The organism is Paenibacillus sp. FSL H7-0714 (assembly GCF_038003765.1).
Classification (GTDB): Bacteria; Bacillota; Bacilli; order Paenibacillales; family Paenibacillaceae; genus Paenibacillus_AQ.
In genome coordinates, this window is sequence record NZ_JBBOPT010000001.1 from 1,337,009 (window position 1) to 1,360,035 (window position 23,027).

Sequence of the window (23,027 nt, forward strand, 5' to 3'; positions counted from 1 at the left end):
GCCTTGCGATGCAAGGCTTCTTTTTTATGCTTAACGAGCAATCGGAAAGCTGTATGTTCGTATATTGATTAAAGACAAAAAGATACTGACCGCATATCACCTAGTGGGCTGAGTGATGTGGCCAGTATCCTTTTTTAAAATTTCATATTGAATGGATTATTTCAGAAGCTTGGAGATATAGGATTCGATCTGCTGAGGAGTAGTTTTAGGAGCAAAACGCTTAAGGACACGGCCTTCTTGATCCACTAGGAACTTGGTGAAGTTCCATTTCACGCTTTTTGAGCCTAGAACACCAGGTGCTTCCTTTGATAAGTATTTGAATAATGGGTGTGCTTCATCACCTTTTACATCAATCTTCTCGAACATTGGGAAGGTTACCCCATAGTTAATCTCGCAGTATTCTGCAATTTCATCACTTTCGCCAGGCTCTTGGCCAGCAAACTGATTGCTTGGGAAACCAAGTACTTCGAATCCACGATCCTTAAATTTCTCGTACACTTCCTGAAGCCCTTTATACTGAGGCGTAAACCCGCATTTGCTAGCTGTATTCACAACAAGGAGTACTTTACCTTTGTACTTGGACAATGATTCTTCTGCACCCCGAAGAGTGTTGACCTCAAAATCATAAATACTCATGGATGCCACCTCCTTTGTAATTCCTAATTTTAATTTATCGCAATTTAATTGTACACTATTAATGAGGGTGAGCCAAATAAGAAAATTCTATGAACCATTAACGCCCATTCGGTTTATCAAATCACAGCAAAATGAATGATCATAAATTAAATGTATCTGTATATATTTTATGGAAATAATGACTGAATAAAGGCGTTGATCAGAAAAGAGCAATAAATAGCCTCCGTGTTAGGCGTCTTTGGTTGACATCACTCTTAAAATTCTTTAATATGTCTAAGTATCTGAGAATATGTTGCGTGTGCAATTTACAACCAAAAATTTAAATAATGGGTGATGAAGATGTCTTACAGACCGAATATTACGAATGTGACCAAAGCCAGCAGCAACGATAAGGAAGGATTGTACGAGTTCATTATCAAGCTTGCTGATGGAACGGAGTGCCGTGCGTTTTATAATCGGTTTCCGGAATGGAAAATGACGAACATCAGCCGCCTGCTTAAAACTCCATGTCCAATTTGCCGCAAAGATTTCATCTGTAAATGCATGGAGGCATTCACTGCTGATTTCGAAGGACAAATGATCGGTGATCAATGGATTGAAAAGGCAATTGCTGAATAATTAAAGAACGGTACATGTTGGCGCGGGATTCTATCCCGCGTTTTTGTTTACCCAAAATATGCGATACACTTATCTTTATAGGGAGGGGGAGCTATGAACGAGGAGCTGAACATTATGCCAAATAAGTCCATTGTGTTGATTGATGGGGTGTGTCATCTTTGCCAAGGTTTGATTCGTTTCATCATCCCGCGTGATCCCAAGGCTAAATTTCTATTCGCCCCTTTACAAAGTGAAATTGCCGCTAAGCTAATGAGTGAGGCTGGACTTCAACCTGGGCAGTTGAACACAGTTGTATTGCTGGAGAACGGTGTGTATTATACAGAGTCGGCTGCTGTACTGCGGATTGCACGTAGATTGAGATGGCCTTGGCCTGCTGCGTATTTCTTTATTGTAGTGCCGCGCCCAATACGGAATATCCTTTACCGCTATGTTGCAAGGAATCGTTACCGTTGGTTCGGGCGCGATGAGCAATGTCTGCTCCCAACACCGGAGATCAAACAAAGATTTTTGTAATCCGGGATTTGGCTAGATGTTATAATGTAACCATAATTTGGTATAGTTAAGGACGTTTAGCGAGGGGTGAAGGGATGTTGCGAAAGGCAGGACTTTATCTATTAATAGTTATGCTAGCTTCTTTAGGTACCATGGGAACGGTATCCGCAGATGCTAAGCTCAAGGTAATGGTGAATAATTCGAGCGTGAATTACGGTGTGCAAATCGTCTCTGGACAGACGATGGTTCCGCTGAAGGCTTTTGAGAGCTTCAAGAATATTTCTATTCAGTGGGAAGCCCGTACAAAGCAAGTAACGATCGTTAGAGACTCCATGAAGATTATGCTTGCTGTGGGTTCTCGAACGGCGTGGAAGAACTCCGAATCTGTACAACTGGATGCACCTGCTAGCATCATGGATGGAAGAGTTACGGTGCCGCTGAGATTTATTGCGGAAGCTCTTGGAGCAAGAGTAACGGTAGATGCTGCTACGAATACTGTCTGGGTTCAGGAACGTGCAAATGCGAAGCTTGTGCAGAATTATAATAGTAGGGACTTGGTAGTTTCCCGCATTGCTGCTTTACAATTCCCGGTTGAAGAAAGAGAACCGTCCCAATTAACGGGTGATAATGAAGCGTTGTCTATGTCGTATTATTTTCCTGAAGGCAGATCTGATGGATATTTCATAATCTATGGGCATTTTGTATCGTATTATGAGATTAAAGACAACATTAGAACAGTCGTATGGGAAGCAGATTTGGACAATTCGAAAGAGGCTGATAAAAAAGATTTTACCGCGATATTCGGACACCCCATTGCGAAGGAATATGGTAAAGCCCCTGTTTTAGCACCATCCTATGCCTATTATTATACGAGTGTATGGGGAAGTCAGATTATTTGCGGAATCGTTAATGCGGATGGAACGACTAAAGTATCAGGGAAGTCGCTGAACTGGGAGAACAACAAGCCCTTTATCGTGGCTATTCCCGGTGAGACGAAGCTTTAAGCGCTCTACAAGTCATATAAAATATGGAGATGAATTATGAATAAAGGCAAGCCCAAGGGATTTATGCGTTTTGATTGGCCTTTTCATTTTGTGACGATGCCGCTTGCGCTAATTTTGTTTGTGTGGTCGGCGATTTATGCTGTTCAAGAGATACGTGATGATGGTGCTTTAACGGTGCCATTGCTGTTATTCGGGATGTCCTTATGCTTACTTTTTGCGATTACAAGAATTCGTATATATGCGACAAAAAATCAGGACCGCGTGGTGAGAGTGGAAGAGCAGTTCCGCTATTTCCGTCTGACAGGCGAAGCTTTGAGCCCAGAGCTTGAAATAGCCCAAATTATAGCGCTACGTTATGCGGGTGATGATGAGTTTCCAGCACTGTGTCAACGGGCGGTGAAGGAGAAGCTCATTCCTGCTGATATTCGTTCTGCCATTAAGAACTGGCGCGAAGATAAGATGAGAGTATAGTATCCAGCTAGTGTGCGAAAAAACTTATTGCTGCCTTCATATATATATGCTACTATAGCTGTAAATTAAAGGAATAGTAACGGAAGCACCGTTCAATTACCGTATCCACGGTTATTGTCGGTGCTTTTTTTGCTGTCTTTTTTTGAGGGAATAATGGATTTTTTCTTATCGAAAGGAGCGTGGTTTCATGGCGGCAAGGATTGTGCTCGCAGTGCGTGAAAGTCAATATATCGAACCATTACTGCACTATCTTCATCACAGCGAGTACGGAGAAATGCTGCGTATTACGGCTTTTAGCCGAATGGATGCTTTTATCGAATTTATGAGGGGGGAGGACATCCCGGATGCTGTTGTGGGGGACTCTTCTTTTATTGAGGCTTGGCTAGTAGAGGGGAAAAGCACGGTTCCATGGGCAGTTTTGAGTGAGGATGGAGGTTATCTCGGTAAGAGTGTTAAGAGTCTGGGAGGGGGAGTGATGATTGCCAAATATCAGGCGCTTCCTTCCCTCCTGGGAGCATTTCTCCAGTTATGTGAAGTTCAGAGAGGTAGAGGATCTTCTGTGCTAGATGAAACGCTGTTGCTGGGGGTTGTCTCTGCTAGCGGCAACATGGGCAAAACAACGATAGCATTGAATATGGCGAAGCAGCTTGGTGAAATGGGCCTTTCGGTGTTTTATCTGAACCTTGAGAGTGTAGACAGCAGTGGGTTGTTTCTCAGAATCCCTACAGGTCATACGGCTGGACTAGAGCGACTGCTATATGAAATAAAGGCTAATCGAGACAAGGATGAAGCGGATACGATTGAATTAGGACAATACTTCATTAGATATGATCACCTCCGAACTGCTGCTTTCAGACCAGTTATTAATGTGAAGGAAATGCTGCAGATGACTTTGCACGATACGCTGGATTTGTTAGAGCGGCTGGTTGCGGAGAGAAACTTTGATGTTGTTATTGTGGACACCGGCAGCATCGAGGAAGAGCGTGCGAAGGCTGTGCTGCAGCGAAGTGGGATTCTACTTTGGGTCCTGAAAAATGATGATGTAAGCATGTATAAGACTATGAGATGGCTGTCGCATTGCACCGCTCCTAACTCTGGCATGTCCCCCCATGTGATGGACAAGAGTAAATTTGTAGTGAATTTTGCAGTGGATCGTTTGGAAGAGTGGGTGCCTCCTGAAGGAATTATCATTGAAGGCGTATGTCCCTTTATCTCATCATGGACGCTGCAACACCGTGAGGAGCTCTTTTTGAACTCTCCACAATTTCAGCAGGAGATCTTGCAGTTGTGCAAGCGGATTGTAGAGCCAGCACTCCCATTAGTTTTTACAGGGAAGAATATCCATGAATGAGGAGATGTTCAGGGCGCTGCGTAGTGAGATTCGTGCAGGGCTTGATGTGACTTCTGCAGTAGGAAACCGTGAACTTACTGGGTTTATCGAACGAACGATTCTAGAAAGTGAAAGCCTCCGTTTCTTAACAGCACAGGAGAAGCATGAGTTAGTTAAGAGACTATTTGACTCCTTCCGAGGGTTGGATGTGCTTCAGCCATTAGTGGATAATCCGGCGATCACGGAGATTATGATCAATAGTCATACTGAGATTTTTATAGAAGAGGAGGGTCAGATTCGTCGTCTTCCTTTGGAATTTGAGTCCAGCAGCAGGCTGGAAGACATTATCCAAACGGTAGTATCCGGTGTTAACAGGGTAGTAAATGACTCCTCTCCTATCGTTGATGCCCGGTTGAAGGATGGATCCCGTGTGAATATTGTACTTCCGCCAGTCTCACTGAAGGGACCAGCGATGACCATACGTAAATTCCCGGAGAAGCCGATGACGATGAATGAATTGGTGAGCCGTGAAGCTTTAAGCCTGGAAGCAGCAGAGCTACTGCAAATCTTAGTAGCTGCTAAATACAACATTTTTATAAGCGGGGGAACGGGCTCGGGGAAGACCACCTTTCTAAATGCATTATCTCAGTTTATCCCTTCACAGGAGAGGGTCATCACAATAGAAGATTCTGCTGAGCTACAGATTGTAACGGTGCCAAATCTTGTTTCCCTGGAGACTAGGAACGCGAATACGGAAGGCAGAGGGGAGATTTCCATTCGAGATTTGATTCGTTCTTCGCTGCGGATGAGACCCAATCGAATTGTTGTGGGTGAGGTACGTGGAGCGGAATGCCTCGATATGCTACAGGCGATGAACACTGGGCACGATGGAAGCTTGTCCACAGGGCATAGTAACAGCGCGCACGATATGGTCAGTCGACTGGAGACGATGGTGTTAAGTGCTGCGGATCTGCCGGTAACGGTTGTTCGTCAACAAATCTCATCGGCGATTGATATATTCGTACACTTATCCAGGCTCCGTGATCGTTCTAGGCGAGTGATGGAGATTTGTGAGGTTGCAGGCCTGAAAGATGGTGAAGTGGTCTTGAACCCTCTATATGAATTTCGAGAGTCCGGTGAACGAGAGGGCCGGGTACAAGGAGGGCTGGTTTCTTGCGCAAACCAGCTTATGCATACAGCAAAGCTTAGAATGGCTGGTGTAACCTCCTATCCGTTATCACAGGCTGGATTCTGAATTCTAAAAGGGGGAAGAGGTAGTGTTTAAAATTAAGTTTGCTGCTGAAAAACCTAAGAAAGCTGATTCCAGAGGCCATTCATTATTGCCGGATTATACGGTATACGAGTTGACCTTGATACAGAAAACTCTGGCTATTGCAGTAGGTGGTTTGCTGCTGTTTGGAGTGGGATATCTTTTTTATCATCATTGGATACTGTCGTTACTACTTATGCCAGGTGGGCTGTATGCACCTCGTATGCTGCGTAATTATTTGCTGAAAAGACGCCGGAGTATGCTTAATTTACAGTTTAAACAGACGTTATTTTCATTGTCTTCCTCACTCTCAGCAGGGCGATCGGTCGAGAATGCTTTCCGGGAAGCGGTCCAAGACTTACGTATGCTGGACCCGGAGGGGGGCGGCGATATGATCTCGGAGCTAAATATTATCTGTACGCGCATGGAATACGGTCAGCCAGTGGAGGAAGCGCTTCGGGATTTCAGTGAAAGAGCAGGAATGGAAGATATTGAGCGGTTCGCTGACGTGTTCACTGTATGTAAACGTACAGGCGGCGATCTGGTAGAAGTAGTGCGCCGTACGTCTACGATTATTGGAGAGAAGCTGGATATTCAGCAAGATATTACTGTAAGCATTTCACAGAAGAAATTCGAAGCGAAAGCGCTGTTAATATCTCCACTAATTATGGTGATCTTTATGAGTTTGACTGCAGGAGACTATATGCAGCCCATGTACACAGGAGCGGGTATAGCCATATCGACGCTTGCATTAATAGCTTTGTTTTTATGTTATCTCTGGACTACTAAAATAATGGACATTCCGCTGTGAAGGGGAAGAAATCATGCGATGGCTATGTGCAGTAGTCACTATATTTTTACTTGTTGTCTGGGCTCTGTTACGAATTAAATGTGGAAAAAGATATGACGGATTAAGAGAACTTCCTATGGAAGGATTACGACTTCGGAAGCTGGGTGAACCGCTGTTGCTACTCATTGAGAAAACCGGCATTGTCAGTCGTTTTCCATCATTGATGTTCAGGATTCAACGTTCCCTGCAGCGAAGTTATGGGGTGCGTTACAGTGCAGAACGAACCCTGTTGTTCATGGGTGAGATGCTTAGCTACAGTTGGTTGTTGCTTGTGGGTGGAAGTTTGATCACAGGGTTTAGCGGCGATCAGACAGGTCTGATTCTAGGTTTTTTCTTGGCGGTAGCTCTACCAGCTGCTATGGTGAGTGATTTACATAAAAAGGTGAGGGTGAGAGAGCAGAATATTATGCTCGAGCTACCAGAACTTCTGAACAGCATTGTATTGCTGGTAGGAGCAGGTGAGACCGTGCAACGGGCGATTATCCGCTGTGTGGAGAGCCACCGAGGTGATGTTAATCACCCATTGTATAAGGAGCTTAGAATCATGACCAGTGAATGGGAAGGAGGGTATTCATTTCAGCAGGCATTCGAGAATTTTAGCAAGAGATGTGCAGTGCAGGAGGTATCGTTGTTCACGACGACGGTTCTTCTGAATTATCGCAGAGGTGGAGCGGATTTTGTGTTATCGCTACGCGATCTCTCGCGGATGCTGTGGGATAAACGGAAAGCTATCAGCCGAACGCGAGGGGAGCAAGCTTCCTCTAAACTAGTCTTTCCGATGGTAGTTATCTTTTTAATAGTAATTGTACTGGTGGGAACACCAGCATTCATGATGTTAAAAATGTAGGAGGGTGAAACTAATGATGACGACAATGTTGGGTAGTGTGAAGAATCTTTGGAAGGACGAGGAAGGTCTCGGGACACTGGAGATGATTCTGATTATTGCGGTGCTGATTGCGGTCGTTCTTTTGTTTAAGGACAAAATTCAGGAAGTAGTGGAGGCTTTGATTAAAACTGCGGGAGAAAAGAGCCAGGAAGTATTCGAGTGAAAAAGCTTAAGGACGATCGAGGCAGCTTTACTATTGAAGCTTCAATTCTACTACCAATGGTCATGTGTATTACAATGCTTCTTCTGTTCTTCTGTTTGTATAGCTACCAGAAGTCTATGCTTCTGCAAGTGGCCTCAGGGGCTACTGAGCGTGCGGCTTACAATTGGGACAACAGCCATAAAGAGGTTTCTGGCTCCTATGCTGCAGGTGAGTATGACTCCCTTTATTGGAGAATTGGAGATGATGCTTTGCTAGCCTCTTTATTCGGCGGAGAAGCTGGAAGTGATGGCGCGACAATAGAGCTACCTGGTGAAGTGTCAGAGGAAAGTGATCTACCAGTGCTTAAACTCAGACATTCGTCCTCTATGATTCCGAATAATATGCCGGGAAATTTGAACTACGCATATTCACTTGCAGGACGGAAAGTAAGTGCTGAATTAAATCGTCTACTGCACTTACCTGTACTTGATGAAGTTTTGTCTGATGAGGCAAAGCCAACTGTAAAAACTCAATCTATCATCGCTGAGCCTGTTGAGTTTATCCGTACGGTCGACCTGATGCGTTACTTCGGGGCTAAGTTCAAGGGAGGCTCAGAGGGTACTAGTGGGTCTGGAGTCCACATGGAGAAGAAGGATGCATCCGCGATGATGACCAAGCTTCAGGATAAGTGAATATTTCCTTGCTAATGGATCTAGTATCTATTGAAGGTAGGGATAAGGAGGGAGGTTTTGATGAGGAGCATCTTTACCAGTTACCTTGTTAGCGGTAAGAGTCGAAAGAAACAGAGGCAGGGTAAAGGCAAAACGGAAGGTTCAGTCTCAATTTTTTTAATTATGGTACTGGCTTTCGTCTTTTTTATTACCGCTGTGCTGATTGACTATGCGCGGATTGCTGCCTTCAATGTTCAGGAGGAACGTTTAGCGAGGGCTAGCGTTCGCTCTGTAATGTCATCTTACGATGTTGAGCTACGAGAAAAGTATGGTTTATTCGCCTTTGGAGAGAGTGACGGGGATATGCTGCTGTCTCAGGTACTCAATGATAATATGCATAAAAGTGGTAGGAGTGACACGTTTAATCTTGTACCCTTCGCTTTGGAATCGTCATCTTTGAAATGGAGCAGGCCGCTGGGTAGCTATGATGTTGTGAGTCGACAAATACTGGAGGAAATGAAGTATAAGGCTCCGGTGGATTTTGCTTTGGAATTGGCAGGTAAATTCAAGCCGATGTCAGGAGTAATGGCAGAGGCCTCACGGGCTACTGAACTACTTAGTAAGCTGCAGCCGTTATATGACGAGCGAGAAGAGGCTTTGGATCTTATGTTAGAGCAGAGAAGCCAGGCTGCGGAGAGTGGAAGAAGGTTACTTCAATGGATTATGAATCCGCCTGCAGAGTCCATTTCTGCCAGTTCACTCGGAAGTATGCAATCGGCGGCGGATATTCCCGCACAGTATAGTGACTATCTTGGGAAATATTACGATGATCTTTATCGTGATAGTAAAAAGCCTGCAAAGTACACTTATCAATTGTCTCTATACCGGAGTCGAACTACTGAAATGTTATCGCGGCTTCCTGCCATATTAACAGCTTTTCGTGAAGACCATGAAAGATCAATGGAGGGAGCGAATGAAGCGTTAAAGAAGGCAGAGCAATTGAATGACGAGATGAGAAATATATTGGAACAGTCACGAATGGAGGGGGTGGATCTATCAAATGATCCTGCTAATGACTGGGATATTCCGGCGAGCTCAGGAGAGATAAGCTCAGACCCGCTTAAAAAGCTGCGTGAGCAGGAAGATGCACTGATTCTCTCCTCAACTGATCTAAGTCAGATGGAGAATAGTATATCTATGCAGCAAAGTTCTTACGAGGCCATTGAACCTATCGTAACAGGAATGTCGGGTGTGCTGTATGAAGCTTTGAGTGAATATGGTGACTCCTATCAAATGATCTCTTCTGTTCTTGAAGCTTCACGCGTAGTGAATAACTATCTACAGAATTACGGTAAGAAGGGAAGTATTATCGTTAGTGATTTGGCTTTAATCGAACAGCACCGTAGCTCAGATAAAGAGCGTAAGCAATTGGAGAGAGAAGCAAAATCAAAGCTGGGTGAAGCGAAAGCATTGCTTGATAAAATTCGAATGATGGGTAACGGAGTGACAGATTCTCTGAAAAGCTATCAAACACTTCGTCAATATTACGAGGAGAATATTGCTTTTAATAAGGAATTAGTATCAGATCCACTTGTTAAATCTGAAGTAAGCACTAACCCGTATACTGCTGGGAGTTCGGCGATGGAGGATATGGACGGAATCTATGCAGCGATGGGTGGCATTATGGGAGGGGCTAGAGATAGACTTTTTCAAACGGAGTATTCTGCTCTCTATTTTCAACATTTTGATGTTTCCAAGTTAGCTACTCTAGCACAAGGTTCTGAGGGCACAGGCGAACTTACAGACCAGCTTAATCCTCAAGCGCAAGAGCTGGAATACATTCTTTATGGATTTCATAATCCCGCTGGAAATGTAGCCGCAGCGTATGCTGAAATATTTGCCATGCGGCTGTCTATTCGAACGATGGAAGGTTTTATTGAGAAGGCAAGTTTAGGAAACCCATTGGCTGTTCTGGCCGCAGCACTGTTGTATGGGATCCAGCAAGCTATTCAGGACATGTTGTTACTCTGTGAGAAAGATTCCATACCACTGTCTAAATATTTACCAGCCCAGCTGACTTATCGTGATCATTTGCGGCTGTTCATGATGCTGCATGGAGGCGGGAATGTTCAATTATCTCGGATGCTGGCTCTCATTCGACTGAACACAGGAATAAATCCAGATGAAAGAAGTACGTATGTCTCATCGAATATTAAGCTTGGAATGCGACTATGGTTTCTACCGGGTGTTGTGAAGCTATTGGATTATAGCGCTGGGTATTCTGGAGAAGTGCAAGGCAGTACATATATGAGAGCAGTGCAGGCTGATTTTTCATACTAGCAGGAGGTTGGTAAGGATATGGGGGACGGGTACCGGATTAGGAGGAAGACGCAGGAAGAAGGCAGCATGGTAGTAGAAGCGGCGATGGTACTTCCGATCTTCCTACTGTTTGTTTTGTTCCTAATTTCTATCGTACAGATGACCTTGTATTCAACGGCCTTACAAAGCACAGCATCTGATACTGTGAAATCTATTTCAACGCATATGTACCCGGCAGCTTTGGCTGTGCAGAAATGGGGAGCAACAAGCGAAGCGGGCGCTAATCCAGTGAAGGATGGCACCGACCTATCCGCTGGCAATCAAGCCGAATCGAATTGGACGATTCCTCGCTTGTCACTTACAGATTGGGGCAGCAGTTATGCAATGTCATTACCTAAGCCGCTGAATGAGTGGGTCATGTCAGCTTTAGAGAAGGGCGAGGGACCTCTGCAGAAGCTACAGGCTGAGACCTCTGAAAGTGTACTGGATCTAGCGATAAAACCCCTATTAAAGCCGTATCTGTCATCAGACTTACTGGATTATGATCGAATTCATGTATCCAACATTATCGTGCCTGAGTTAAAGAAGGGTACCCGACCTTACTTTGGATTGGTGGTTAGCTATGAGCTGCCGATGAAGGTTCCCTTTCTAAAGCAACGCATTGTACTTGAGGCAAGTGCTGTTGAACGTCTTTGGATCGGGGATACAGGAGAGGGTACAAATAAGGGCAATGACGGCACTGGTCAACCAGAGGATTTTATTAAGATTTTGGAGAAACCGAATCCAGCTGTAGCCAATAAGCAAGGTAAAGTTCGTGCCAAGATTCCGCCGAATGCTTCCGCTAGCTTATCCGTTTTTTATAAAAGCGGGGGAAGCACTGCTAAATATTTAGGCTGGAAACAAGCGGATGCGGACGGATATATCGAGTGGGAGTGGAAAATTGGTGTGAATACCACACCGGGCTCGTGGCCATTTGTAATTCAGCTCGATGACGGTAGATCTATTGAGGTGATGTTCACAGTAGTGAAATGAGTGAAGGGGAAAGGAGTGTAATCCATGGCGGAGTGGGCCTTTTGGGGATGTCTGCCGTTTCTGGCTGCTGCATTTATTACGGATATAAAGTCGATGAGAATACCAAACTGGATCACTGTCTCAGGCTTGCTTGCTGGTCTGCTTGCTCAAGCGCTGATGAACGGCTGGGATGGACTGCTTAAGGCTGGTGTAGGTGCCGCTGCAGGATTTGCAGTGCTTCTAATTATGCATTTGATAGGGGCGGTTGGTGCAGGGGATGTTAAGCTTTTTGCCGGGATTGGGGCGTGGACAGGAATGCTATTTACATTGCAGGTCGTGATGTACTCCGTACTGTTTGGGGCCTTGATAGGCTGGCTAATTGTCTTAAAGAGACGGGAGACAGGCAGGCATACGCGTAAGATCTTTAACACAATTTCCGGATTTATATTATTGAAGAGTTCATTCCTAATAAGAAATAAAGATAATGAGCTGTTGAGATTTCCCTTTATGCTGGCTGTAGTCCCTGGTACCATTTGCGCTTATCTTTATTTTTAAAATAGGAGGTGGTGATGCTTGTTGTACGGATTATCCCGTGACTTTATGCAGCAGGACGGTATATATATGATGCTTGGCGAACCAGAAGGGATGCCGGTGGGTAAGCTTAATATGGTTCAAGCTCGTATGCTGATGAACACTGATATTCCTCATCATTTAAGGTTGTTGCTTAGGGAAATTGATTTAAAGGTTACGATGGAATATGCTGTTCTGCGTAAAAAAATGCTCAGTCATTTGCTCAAAAGTGAGAAGTTGAGCATGACCTCATTTTTTGGATTACTTCTGCAAATTGCGCAAGGGATGGAAGATGGCAGGTTATATATGCTTCGGGCGGATCAGTATGCTTTGCATGAAGATTATATTTTTATTGAAGGATCATTGCAGAGTGGTAAGGTATATCTCACCTATATCCCTGTTCAGGGGAATGAGCCTGCTTCTAGGCTGGGAGAGTCCCTCAAATCGCTGATCATGGTGATGATGGCTTCTATCACAGAGCTTACTGGGAGTGGTGTTCAAAGAGTACTGCAATACTGTGGGGAAGAAGAATTTACACCAGCGGGCTTAAAGGGTCTTCTCTCAGAGCTGTTGACAGAGGGCGACTCTTGTAGAGGACAATTCAGTAGTAACGCAGAAATGGCATACACATCTCCTAAGTTGACAGAAGTACGTCCGGCAGAGCCTGAAAGACGAATGCAAGAGAGAGTAAGGGAACTGTTTGTGAATGAGGTAGCTGCTCCCCAGAAAAAAATGAGTGAGCGGAACGAGGATAAGGGTCTGCGTACGCAGCAGAATTCAGCTCCGTGGTTAAATAGCTATTCCAGTCCGAATCTTAGGGTGAAAGAAGAGGAAAGGTCTCTTCGGTCTACAGACGATAATAAGTTGACGAATTCACAACCCTCAAGCTCAAGAACCTATATTATTCTTAGTTGCTTATTGGTTGATGCATTATTATGGAAATTCCTATATTTGAATAACCCAAAACCGTTATGGCTAGCCGTTTGTGGGATCGCAACGATTGCCTTGGCTGCTTTTAGCTGGATGGTATGGAGCGAAAGGATTAGGTTTGGAAGTGACGAAGAAAAGGAACATACGAGTGAGGATTCTGAAGATACAAAACGGAGTCCGAATCGAAGAGAACTGGAGTGGGATTTCGGTAGGAATCCTGTGACCACTGTGCGTCCTGCAGCATCGATTCCAAAGGGAGATCAGCATCCATCCGACCCTTTATCTAACATTCCGTCTGTGCGATCTGAATCAAGGAAAGAGGAGGATAGTTCTGGAATACCACCAGGTCCAATAGCCCCAACCGCTTTATTATCACGGGAGGAAACACCTGAGCAAGGCAAACGAAATGAGAAGCTAGCTCGAAATGTTCCTTATCTCAAAAGAAGCGATGAGGAAGAGGCAGAGTCGGAAAAAATAGCGTTAAACCGAACTAGCTTTATCATTGGCCGATCGGCAGAAGTAGCTCAGTATGTAGAAAGATCGGAAGGAGCTTCTAGAGTACATGCGGAGATATCTAGGAGCCCTGGCGGATACGTACTAAAGGATCTCGACTCCAGAAATGGAACGCTTTTTCAAGGCGAAGCCATGATCCCTTACAAAGAGTACCCGCTGTCAGAGGGGACCGTATTTAAGATTGTAAAAGGAAGTTACACATTCCACATGGGATGAAGAGTACAAGCAAAGAATGTTAATTCTGCTATTTTTGGCTTTTCAAATCTTCTAAAGCGGTTTGAAGTGTGGGGAAGGTAAAGATAAAGCCATGTTCTAATGCCGCCGATGGAAGAACGCGTTGTCCTTTGAGCAAGATCTCAGACAATTCACCTACTGCTGTTCTTAACAGGATGGCGGGTAGTGGGAACCAATGCGGCCGTTTGTATACTTTGCCGATCGTTCTACCGAACTCTTCGTTCGTGACCGGATGTGGTGCAGTCGCATTAACAGGTCCGGCGATGGTGGGATTCTGAATACAAAAATCGATTAGACGGACGATATCCGTCAGGTGAATCCAGGATACCCACTGGTTTCCCGCGCCGATATTACCACCAAAGCCCAGTAAATAAGGTAGCTTCATTTTTGGGAAAGCACCGCTTTCATTGCCGAGCACAACCCCAGTACGCAACTTGATCATACGGATATTCTTGTATGCTTCATCTGAAGCTTCTTCCCATGTCTTAACCACGTCAGAAGGGAAGTCCATGACATGGGCTGGTGATGATTCATTAAAGGTATCTTGCAAAGAGGTTCCGTAAATAGCCACAGCTGATGCCTGAATGACTACAGGAGGTTTGTGTTTCAAACGGTCGAGTAGCTTAGCAGCAGCGGAAACGGTTGCAAGACGGGATTGCATGATTGCCTTTTTACCACTTGGACTCCAACGTTGGCTAAGAGAAGCGCCAGCAAGATTGACCAAGGCATCAGCATTTTCTATGGGTGCTTGATCATTGTTAAGGCTGTCCCATGTGTGGTAACTCAGCTTAGGATGATAAGGTGCAGTATTAGGTAGATTGCGACCGACGATTGCAACTTCATTGCCTGCTAGTAGCCAGTATTTTGCTAGTTCGCTGCCAATAAAACCGGTGCCGCCACATATCACATATTTCATAAGGTGGGCCTCCGTTCTGAACGCGACATTTGATTAGCAATCACTTAAACAAATGCTGGTAAGCAGAGTAGTCGATTTTATTCTTTTCGAGAAAATTGACGAGAAAACGATTGTCACGCCGCGGAGTGGCGACTATGTAACCTTTAATGCAGTGATCACGAGTAACCTCTTTTGCATTACTTTCCACAGCGATCTTACCGATCTCGGCAGCAATGGAATGTTTGGCGATATCGCGAAAAGGGCTGGGCACAGGCTGAACAAGCTGGTCTAAGAAAGCTTTTGATTCATCACTCCAGAGTGAACGGCTGCGTTCTACCCAGTAATTTTGCCAGTCCAGCTTTGATTTTCCATCAGCTTTCGGCAACACCTTTAGGAATTTCCGGAACATAAAAAAACCGCCGATACACATGGAACCCAGCAGCATAAATGTCCAGAAAGCGATAGAGTTCATGAACCAATTGCTCGGTGTTGCGGATAATAAACCAAGTCCTGATTGGATAGACATGCATACACCACCTTTTGGCAATGAGTATTCTCACATAATTTAATCTCATATTAAAGTATAGCTTATTTCCAAAGTTTTGCGAAGCAGAACCCAGCATATTGACCTTGTCTAGATTTATTTTTCTGATCACGGTAGAATAGGGGGTAATTCGTGAAGGAAAGAGGGAAGAAGTATGCTGAAAATAGGTTCACACGTGTCTTGCTCGGACAAGGGTCTTTTGACCGCAGCAAATGAAGCAAATGAGTATGGTTCCAGCTCATTTATGATATATACAGGAGCGCCACAGAACACGCGCCGCAAGCCGATTGATGCCATGTATCCGGTTGAAGGAAAGCAAGCAATGAAAGAAAACGGTGTGGAGGAGATTGTCGTCCACGCACCTTACATTATTAATCTCGCTTCCTATAAAGAGAACACGTATCAGTTGGCCGTTGATTTCTTACAAGAGGAAATCCGCCGTACGCACGCACTTGAGGTCAAGCATATCGTATTACATCCAGGTGCATTCACTGATAAGGATGCAGAATACGGCATTCAACGGATTGCAGATGGCCTTAATGAGGTTCTTGGGGGAACTAATGAAACGGAAGTTCATATCGCTCTAGAAACTATGGCTGGTAAGGGAACAGAGATCGGGCGCAGCTTCGAGGAGATTGCTTCTATTATTGATAAGGTTGAACATAACGAGCGTTTATCCGTATGTCTTGATACTTGTCACATTCATGATGCTGGCTATGACATCGTTAATGATTTGGATGGCGTTCTTAACAAGTTTGATGAGATTATCGGCTTGAATCGTCTTGGGGTTATCCATATCAATGACAGTAAAAATCCATGTGGAGCAGGTAAAGACCGTCACACTCCAATTGGTTCAGGTTGGATCGGTTTTGATACGATTAACAAAATCGTCCATCATGAGAAATTGACAGGTCTGCCATTCATTCTTGAGACGCCATGGGTTGGTAAAGATGCGAAGAAACAGCGTCCGATGTATGAGGTAGAGATTGCTTTGCTCCGTGGTAACGTAGCGGAACGATTTGGACCGGAGTTTATAGAGGATGTTGAAAAACTGCGTGAGTTTTTTGCTAATAAGGAGATTGATTCCCGTCAATTTGTGCTTAATGTCTGGGAGATGCTGAAGAACGATGCCAAGGCTAAAAAAGCTGATCCACGTGAACCGCTGGAGCGTCTATTTGATGAAGTCATCGCTGCCGAGCTGTTTCCGCAATTGAGTGAGGAAGCCATTAATCATCGCTTGATTGCATGGTTAGCAGGCAAGTAAGTGCTCGTTCACGCATAAGTTAGACTTCAGATTGCACATGTAGATGAGAGGATGGGATGAGGATCATGGAATTACACGTAAAAAGAAACAATTCGTCAGGTGTTGAGTCTTATTCCAACCGGGCGCGTATGCTCATTTCTTGTCCTGACGGACCGGGAATCGTGGCGGCTGTATCACACTTTCTGTATCAGCATGGCGCGAATATTGTGCAATCGGATCAGTACACAATGGATCCAGATGGCGGAATGTTCTTCATGAGAGTTGAGTTTGACCTTCCCGAATTAGGAGATCGTCTGGAAGAGATACGTTCTTTGTTCGGCGGGGTGGCTGAACGTTTCAAGATGAACTGGAAAATTTTCAATGTTCGTCATAAGAAAAGATTAGCCATATTTGTCTCTAAAGAAGACCATTGTCTTGTGGAGCTGCTCTGGCAGTGGCAAGCTGGTGATCTAGAAGCCGACATCGCTCTCGTCGTGAGCAACCATTTGGATATGAAATCGTATGTCGAGTCCTTCGGCATTCCCTTTCACCATATTCCAGTTACAGCTGATACTAAGGCTGAGGCGGAAAAACGTCAGCTTGAGGTCATCGGAGACGACATTGATGTTATAATTCTGGCTCGGTATATGCAGATTATCTCGCCGTCGTTTATTGAGCACTATCGCCACCAAATTATTAATATTCATCACTCCTTCCTGCCGGCCTTTATTGGTGGTAATCCTTACGCTCAAGCGTACCAACGCGGGGTAAAGATTATTGGAGCAACTGCTCACTATGTTACAGAAGAGCTTGATGGTGGCCCGATTATTGAACAGGATGTACAGCGGGTTAGTCACGGTGATGATGTCATCGAGCTGAAGCGGATTGGACGCACCATTGAACGGGTTGTTCTGGCTCGTGCGGTGAAGTGGCATATCGAAGACCGGATCCTCGTCCATCAAAATAAGACCGTAGTGTTTAAATAAAAGGTTATTTTCCGGTGAGAGCCTATGGTATGAACCTGAGCGCTTTTACCGGAACTCTACAATCTAATAGCTCTCTAAATCTCTACAGGTAAAAAAGCATTTTACCAGCAGCTTGGCTATTTACGCCAAGTTGCTTTTTGTCGTTTTTCAAAACTGTGTTTTTGAGGAGGTGGAAGGCTTGGCTTTACAGCGTAGGCAACTGTTGAAACGCAATTATTTCTTCGCAAGTCTCATTTTGATTACTGGAGTCGGCGGATTGCTAGGCTATGATCTCTACTTCAAGCCCTACGTACTATCCCGAACTGTGGTCAAAATCAAGGTGGAAGGTGGGGAGCTTCTTCCAAAAAACTATGAGCTGAAAGCAAGTGATTTATATCTGGATTCTGTTCAGACCAAGGATATACCTTCAGGTGTAATTACAGAAATCGCACAAGTGGAGCACAAAATTACGAATGTAAATCTGACCAACGGAAGTATTTTGACGGCATCCTTAGTGGATGTTAGTGATTTAGAACCTCTCAAAGATGAAGGGATTTTTCCTATACCAAAGGAAGCGATCTATGCCATCAATGGTTCACTGCGCAGCCGGGATAAGGTAGATATTTATCTTGTTGATGGAGACCGAGAGAGGCAGAGTGAATCGCTTAGCCCAAGCAAGAAGGAAGAGGAGGAACTGATCGTGCAGAGCTCAATTAGTGAACCTGCAAAGGAGGTGTTTATATCTGGAGTCACCGTGAATTATGTGCGAACAGAAGACAATAATGATGTGCTGGATTCAGAAAAGGGAAACAACAATAATCGGTTCACTTCGACTGGCAAGGTGGCGACACCAGAATTGAAGCTGAAGAAAAGTGATGGCGAGCGGCTCGGACAATTTTTGGAGCAGGGAAAGAAGCTGTGGATCGTACGGGTCGAGTAGGAGGGAAGAGTCTTGAAAATATTTAGTCTAGGCATAGATCAGTTAACCATTAATGATATCAAAAATGCAGGATTTATTGTAATTACACAAAGCGTACTTCCTGATCCATCTCATGCAGAGGGCCATATGCTAATGGTTACCAGTGACCAGATTCAAGCTCAGTCACTTAGCGAACTGCGCCGGAATTATCCGAGCTCAATGATCCTATATGTATATTTGCAAAAGGGAATCAGTGGTTACCAAGCTGTACATATGCTGTGTGAAAGCTTAGGGATCTATTTTATCCCTCCTCGTTCTACCTCGTCAGTGGTGATAGAGAAGATTCGCTTTATTCTAGACGAGGAAGGGGAGGAACGAAGTAATCTGGTTGGTTTTTTTGGATCTGGTCCGGGGATCGGCTGCACTAGTGTAGCCAAACTGTTCGCAAGACGAATTGCCGCGGCAGGCCTTCGTGTTATTGTCCTTGGACTTGATTTATATGATCCCGGATATGACCGCAAAGCTACAATTAGTCTGGATAGGCTTCGATCAAGGCTCACAGGGAAGATGATTCATGATGAGGATTTTGAACAATTGATTAAGCAAGACGGTTACTCGTATCTCCCAGGCAATTACGATTACTTGAGTGCACAAGATTATCAGGAGGATGAGATTGAATATTTTTTGGCTAGAGCTGGGGCAAATGCAGATGTGGTTATTGCTGACTTTGGCTCTATTCCGGAAAGTGCAGCGTGGTATGTCGGAATGCACAAGGCACTGCGTATGATCGTCACTCATCCAAAGCATGAATACAGACTCGAACCTCTTCTAGAGCTTGCTGGGCATATGGATCTACGTCCACATGATTTCCAACTGATTATTAACCGCAGTAATGTGGAAGAAATATCTTCTCCTAAAAATCTAGCGCTTCGCTTTGGGACTGAAATCTTGCTGGAGCTGCCGTATTACCAGCCTTTGCAGGAAAGCTTACCTTTAGGCAAAAAAGAACTGCAGCATGTGGATGATAAGGTACATTCTTTGCTCGTGTCCATGAGCCTGGCGCCAGAAGCTAAAAAGAAAGGCATATTCCTATGAATGGAAATCAACTGAATCGTCCGTTGTTCTCTCTAAAACAAAGTATCCTACGCATGAGCAAACCGGGCAAGGAAGACTTTTACGCATTTTTGCAAAAAATGAAAAACGATATGAATGAAGGGCTGGAACGTGAGGATGATGCTTACTTCGAGTTAAATGCGAAGGCGCTAATTGGCGATCCGCAGGCGGTTAGCTTTTTTATGAATGAGATAGAGAAATACTTGCGGAAGACACCCTTTACGGGAAAGGTTCCAGAAGCATACAGAACGGCTGCAGAAGCGCTCTATCATGAATGGAAGGGTTTTGGTCCGGCGTATCGTTGGTTTACTGATCGTGCATACAGTGAATCAACCGGGCTACAGATGATCGGAAAGCAGATCTTTTATAACCAGAAAGGTGAGTTTGTAGCTTATCCATATGAGATGCCTTCACTAGATCGGGTTGAACAGTTAAAGCGCTCCTTATTAAAAAGTGATCCCAACAAAAAGCTGAACAAGGACAACCCTTCAGTGGAGTTTAAAATGGATGACCCGCTCTGGCCTGGTCGATTTATTAGGCTTGCCATTTGGGTATCCCCGAGAGTATGGGATGGCTTCACCACAATATCGTTACGGCGGCAGGTTGTAGAGTTTCTGAGTCTAGAAGATCAGGCGGGTACAGAATGTATTCCTGCGGAAGCGGTTGAAATGATTCGGGCGTTATCGTCTACCTTTCGCAATACCATTATTGCGGGCGCTGTAGGCTCGGGAAAAACAACCTTTGCAAATACGATCGTCGGTGAGCAACTGCTCGGATCTTCATCCTGTATGGGTGTAGTAATGATAGAAAAGCATCCGGAGTCGATTTTACCTTACCAGATTAAAGGGCACCGAATTATTCCAATCCAGGCTGCGAACGAGGAATTGATGGAGGTAGGGGTAGAATCGCTGCGGCATGACCCCAACATTTTGTATATGACGGAAATGCGGTATAACGAATGGGAATTTTATCTTTGGAGTGGGGAAAAAGGGTATGACGGCATCACCGGAACCTTCCACACCGTTGATTCGGAGGATATTCCTTATCAAGGCGCTTTTGCCGTGTCGACAAGGATTGGCGGGAGCCTTAAGGGGCATTTGATCTCTGCACTCAAATCGTGCGAGCTGGTTTTTATTTTGGAAAGTGTTCCGAACGGGAAGAAGCGGTTAACGCGAATATCGGAAGTCTTTTATGACGAGGAAAAGAACTCTGTATTTGCGAATGATCTGATGCGCTGGGAACCTCAGAAGATGTGTTGGTCCTATAATGACAGGCTGACGAAGAACCTGATTCTGAAGGTGACTAGGAAAAATGAGCAGGCAACACAGTTGCTCCAGAAAGAGCTGGGACAGCTTGCAGCAGCAAAACCAATGGATCAGCCTATCAAAGAAAGCTTGAAATCTAAGATCATTCTTAACGAGTGAGGAGGTGAAACCGTGGATTTATTATTGTATATTCTTCGTTTTGTCCTTCATTTGTTAATTGTATGGGGAATTTGGCTGCTCATTAAACCGCTAATCGAACGGCATTTACGACAAGTGGGTCAGAAATTCGATTTTCGTATCAAACATAAAATGAGTATTTTTGGCAAAAGAGTTAGCTCGGTAAAAAAAAGGCTGTGGCTCTACCGTCATCTAGATAATCTTTTATATTTCGTACACCGAAAGTATGAGCCGGGAATTAGCGTTATGCGTTTTATGACGCGTACAGCAATAGTGTTTATCGCGGTTTTTCTATCAGGACTACTGACGCTAAGCGAGCTTCCTGGACAATTGAGTTTTAACAATCCTTTTCTGGAAGGGATAACTTTTAACGAAGGGCGTTCGATTCAGGGGGCTTGGAGATTTCCACTTTTTATGGCTGTGATTTCTGCGACGATTCCTTATTTTCGTATGAGATACATCTACGCGCAGAGGAAGGTGCATGGAAGCTATGATTTACTCGATGTAGTCAAAATCTCCACCAAATTCACTCACTTGTCGGTAGATTCCGTTCTCGATCGGACAGCGGATTTTCTTACGGATAAGAATGTGTTGAAGGGGCCTTTGAAGCTGCTAGGGGCTGCGTTTTCCAATTACAGTAATGAGAAGGAGCTTGTTGAGGAAGCCGGGAGATTTTCCAATGCGATTGGTACTACCTTCGCCCTAGAATTTATATCGGATTTGCTCTATGCCGAGAAGGAAGGAACCCGTTATTTAAAAAGCTCACTGATGCTGTTAAACCGTTCTATGGAGCAACAGAGAGAAACGATTTTGACTGTAAAAGCGGGAAGTAGAGATGCGATCAGCCTTGGCTTATACGGGAATCTTTTGGTGCTGGTATCAACGGTTGGAACCTTTATGTACATGCTGAAGCCTGATATCTATTTCCAATTGCAGTTTGAGACTACAGTAGGACTTTCTTTTTTGATGGTGATCGTCTCCGGTCTTTTTATTTCTTTTGTGATCAGCACTATTCTCGCCAGACCTAAACTGGACTACCACTAAGGTGATGAGCTATGGACAGATTGTTACTATTAGTTACTGTAATCGGGATTGTTTATGTCGCATTACTTGTCTTTGTAAGCAGTAGTAGTAAACAGGAAAGATATCTTGTCCGATTAGGACTACGGTGGAATGAGCTTGGGGATCGGGTGCAGGGGGATAGACTTCAGCAATTATTAAATGATTCTGGTTTATCGATTTCAGCCCGTAAAATTACGCTTTTCCGTTACTCTGCAGCGCTGATTTATTTAATAACTCAAGTCGTCAGTGATTTCATTCGTTCTAATTCTTTTTCTATTTATGACTCTCTAATTGCTCTACTTATTCTCGTAATCAGCAGTCCGATGCGCTATCTTCCGTTTGGCTGGGTGCTTGCATGGCTTCATCAAAAAACGGTTATTAAAAAAGATGGTGAGCTGATCTCTTTCATCCGTCTATATGAGAATAATCGGCTACGCAAGCGCGGATATGCGCAATTTGGCACTTTTTGCGGGAGTACGGCTGGACATTTTCAATATATACGTCAGGATCTGTACGAGTTGTCAGAACGAGCAGTAGATGAGGGTGTGGAGGGGGCGATTGAATGGTTTTGTGCAAAGTTTCCGGATAATCATAGTTTTATTAATGACATTCGGTCCATTTTGCTGGCTACTGAGGGTATGGATGACGACACAGAAGCGGCGAATTATTTGCGTGAGCAAGGTAAGATTATCTCCAAAATCTCCAGCGATCAGTATTTGAAAAAGTGGTCTTTTATCGGTGATCTATCTACGATCATTAATGTTATCCCATCGATTGCTACTTTTTTGATGATCGTCGCGATGGCGATGCAGTACATTTTACTGATCAAAGGGAATTTTAATGGGGTCGGCATGTTCCAGTGAAAAATTGTATATTCAATATTATTTAAAAAATATA

Annotated in this window: 24 protein-coding genes; 21 read left to right on the forward strand and 3 right to left on the reverse strand. The window is 44.4% G+C overall.

Annotated elements, in window-relative coordinates:
* Positions 1–156: 156 nt before the first annotated feature.
* A complete protein-coding gene (locus NST34_RS05910) occupies positions 157–636 on the reverse strand; it encodes a glutathione peroxidase (RefSeq protein WP_042124801.1) in 480 nt (159 codons plus the stop codon).
* A gap of 339 nt (positions 637–975) precedes the next feature.
* Here NST34_RS05910 and NST34_RS05915 point away from each other — a divergent pair, with 339 nt between their 5' ends.
* The 14 genes from NST34_RS05915 to NST34_RS05980 all read left to right on the forward strand — a co-directional run bounded on the left by NST34_RS05915 (position 976) and on the right by NST34_RS05980 (position 13,929).
* Entirely contained in the window at positions 976–1,254 is a 279-nt protein-coding gene (locus NST34_RS05915; protein ID WP_042124803.1) for a hypothetical protein, read from the forward strand.
* 93 nt (positions 1,255–1,347) lie between these two features.
* Complete coding sequence (locus NST34_RS05920; protein ID WP_339801160.1) at positions 1,348–1,767, forward strand: thiol-disulfide oxidoreductase DCC family protein; 420 nt, start codon at positions 1,348–1,350, stop codon at positions 1,765–1,767.
* Positions 1,768–1,841: 74 nt separating this feature from the next.
* The gene (locus NST34_RS05925) at positions 1,842–2,750 is read left to right on the forward strand and encodes a copper amine oxidase N-terminal domain-containing protein (protein ID WP_341127361.1); all 909 of its coding nucleotides are present in this window, start codon (positions 1,842–1,844) and stop codon (positions 2,748–2,750) included.
* A gap of 36 nt (positions 2,751–2,786) precedes the next feature.
* On the forward strand, positions 2,787–3,221 hold the full coding sequence (locus NST34_RS05930; RefSeq protein WP_149645196.1) for a DUF6526 family protein: 435 nt from the start codon (positions 2,787–2,789) through the stop codon (positions 3,219–3,221).
* A 187-nt stretch (positions 3,222–3,408) separates the two neighbouring features.
* Positions 3,409–4,572: a hypothetical protein gene (locus tag NST34_RS05935; protein WP_341127362.1), complete on the forward strand. Its 1,164-nt coding sequence runs from the start codon at positions 3,409–3,411 to the stop codon at positions 4,570–4,572.
* Positions 4,565–5,806 (forward strand): CpaF family protein, encoded by a 1,242-nt coding sequence (locus NST34_RS05940; protein WP_076284059.1) that lies wholly within the window; start codon positions 4,565–4,567, stop codon positions 5,804–5,806. Before NST34_RS05935 ends, NST34_RS05940 begins: the two co-directional genes overlap by 8 nt.
* Before the next feature lie 31 nt (positions 5,807–5,837).
* Positions 5,838–6,632 (forward strand): type II secretion system F family protein, encoded by a 795-nt coding sequence (locus tag NST34_RS05945; RefSeq protein ID WP_341129509.1) that lies wholly within the window; start codon positions 5,838–5,840, stop codon positions 6,630–6,632.
* A gap of 10 nt (positions 6,633–6,642) precedes the next feature.
* Positions 6,643–7,518, forward strand: coding sequence for a type II secretion system F family protein (locus NST34_RS05950; RefSeq protein ID WP_410477463.1), 876 nt, complete (start codon positions 6,643–6,645; stop codon positions 7,516–7,518).
* Positions 7,519–7,531: 13 nt separating this feature from the next.
* The gene (locus NST34_RS05955; protein WP_341049789.1) at positions 7,532–7,720 is read left to right on the forward strand and encodes a Flp1 family type IVb pilin; all 189 of its coding nucleotides are present in this window, start codon (positions 7,532–7,534) and stop codon (positions 7,718–7,720) included.
* Positions 7,717–8,391 carry a TadE family protein gene (locus NST34_RS05960; RefSeq protein ID WP_339245629.1) on the forward strand — a complete coding sequence of 225 codons (675 nt, stop codon included), beginning with the start codon at positions 7,717–7,719 and terminating at the stop codon, positions 8,389–8,391. Before NST34_RS05955 ends, NST34_RS05960 begins: the two co-directional genes overlap by 4 nt.
* Positions 8,392–8,451: 60 nt before the next feature.
* Positions 8,452–10,710, forward strand: coding sequence for a hypothetical protein (locus NST34_RS05965; protein WP_341127363.1), 2,259 nt, complete (start codon positions 8,452–8,454; stop codon positions 10,708–10,710).
* 18 nt (positions 10,711–10,728) lie between these two features.
* Complete coding sequence (locus tag NST34_RS05970; RefSeq protein WP_341127364.1) at positions 10,729–11,721, forward strand: TadE/TadG family type IV pilus assembly protein; 993 nt, start codon at positions 10,729–10,731, stop codon at positions 11,719–11,721.
* A 24-nt stretch (positions 11,722–11,745) separates the two neighbouring features.
* The gene (locus tag NST34_RS05975) at positions 11,746–12,255 is read left to right on the forward strand and encodes an A24 family peptidase (protein ID WP_076284064.1); all 510 of its coding nucleotides are present in this window, start codon (positions 11,746–11,748) and stop codon (positions 12,253–12,255) included.
* An 18-nt stretch (positions 12,256–12,273) separates the two neighbouring features.
* Positions 12,274–13,929, forward strand: a complete 1,656-nt coding sequence (locus NST34_RS05980; RefSeq protein ID WP_341127365.1) for a DUF6382 domain-containing protein — start codon at positions 12,274–12,276, stop codon at positions 13,927–13,929.
* A 28-nt stretch (positions 13,930–13,957) separates the two neighbouring features.
* On the opposite strand, the gene NST34_RS05985 is transcribed toward NST34_RS05980, so the two are convergent.
* Positions 13,958–14,863: a TIGR01777 family oxidoreductase gene (locus NST34_RS05985; protein WP_341127366.1), complete on the reverse strand. Its 906-nt coding sequence runs from the start codon at positions 14,861–14,863 to the stop codon at positions 13,958–13,960.
* A gap of 40 nt (positions 14,864–14,903) precedes the next feature.
* Positions 14,904–15,368, reverse strand: coding sequence for a DUF2621 domain-containing protein (locus tag NST34_RS05990; protein ID WP_042124904.1), 465 nt, complete (start codon positions 15,366–15,368; stop codon positions 14,904–14,906).
* A gap of 172 nt (positions 15,369–15,540) precedes the next feature.
* On the opposite strand from NST34_RS05990, the gene NST34_RS05995 reads away from it, so the two are divergent.
* The 7 genes from NST34_RS05995 (at position 15,541) to NST34_RS06025 (ending at position 22,993) form a co-directional block, all read left to right on the forward strand.
* On the forward strand, positions 15,541–16,650 hold the full coding sequence (locus NST34_RS05995) for a deoxyribonuclease IV (RefSeq protein WP_341127367.1): 1,110 nt from the start codon (positions 15,541–15,543) through the stop codon (positions 16,648–16,650).
* A 65-nt stretch (positions 16,651–16,715) separates the two neighbouring features.
* Positions 16,716–17,615, forward strand: coding sequence for a formyltetrahydrofolate deformylase (gene purU / locus NST34_RS06000; protein ID WP_042193405.1), 900 nt, complete (start codon positions 16,716–16,718; stop codon positions 17,613–17,615).
* A 178-nt stretch (positions 17,616–17,793) separates the two neighbouring features.
* Entirely contained in the window at positions 17,794–18,534 is a 741-nt protein-coding gene (locus NST34_RS06005; protein WP_341127368.1) for an SAF domain-containing protein, read from the forward strand.
* Positions 18,535–18,546: 12 nt separating this feature from the next.
* A complete protein-coding gene (locus NST34_RS06010) occupies positions 18,547–19,608 on the forward strand; it encodes a hypothetical protein (RefSeq protein ID WP_341127369.1) in 1,062 nt (353 codons plus the stop codon).
* Entirely contained in the window at positions 19,605–21,050 is a 1,446-nt protein-coding gene (locus NST34_RS06015) for an ATPase, T2SS/T4P/T4SS family (protein WP_341127370.1), read from the forward strand. The genes NST34_RS06010 and NST34_RS06015 overlap by 4 nt, the downstream gene beginning before the upstream one ends.
* Before the next feature lie 12 nt (positions 21,051–21,062).
* Positions 21,063–22,112, forward strand: coding sequence for a hypothetical protein (locus NST34_RS06020; RefSeq protein ID WP_076284071.1), 1,050 nt, complete (start codon positions 21,063–21,065; stop codon positions 22,110–22,112).
* 11 nt (positions 22,113–22,123) lie between these two features.
* Positions 22,124–22,993, forward strand: a complete 870-nt coding sequence (locus tag NST34_RS06025) for a hypothetical protein (protein ID WP_341127371.1) — start codon at positions 22,124–22,126, stop codon at positions 22,991–22,993.
* Positions 22,994–23,027 lie beyond the last annotated feature (34 nt).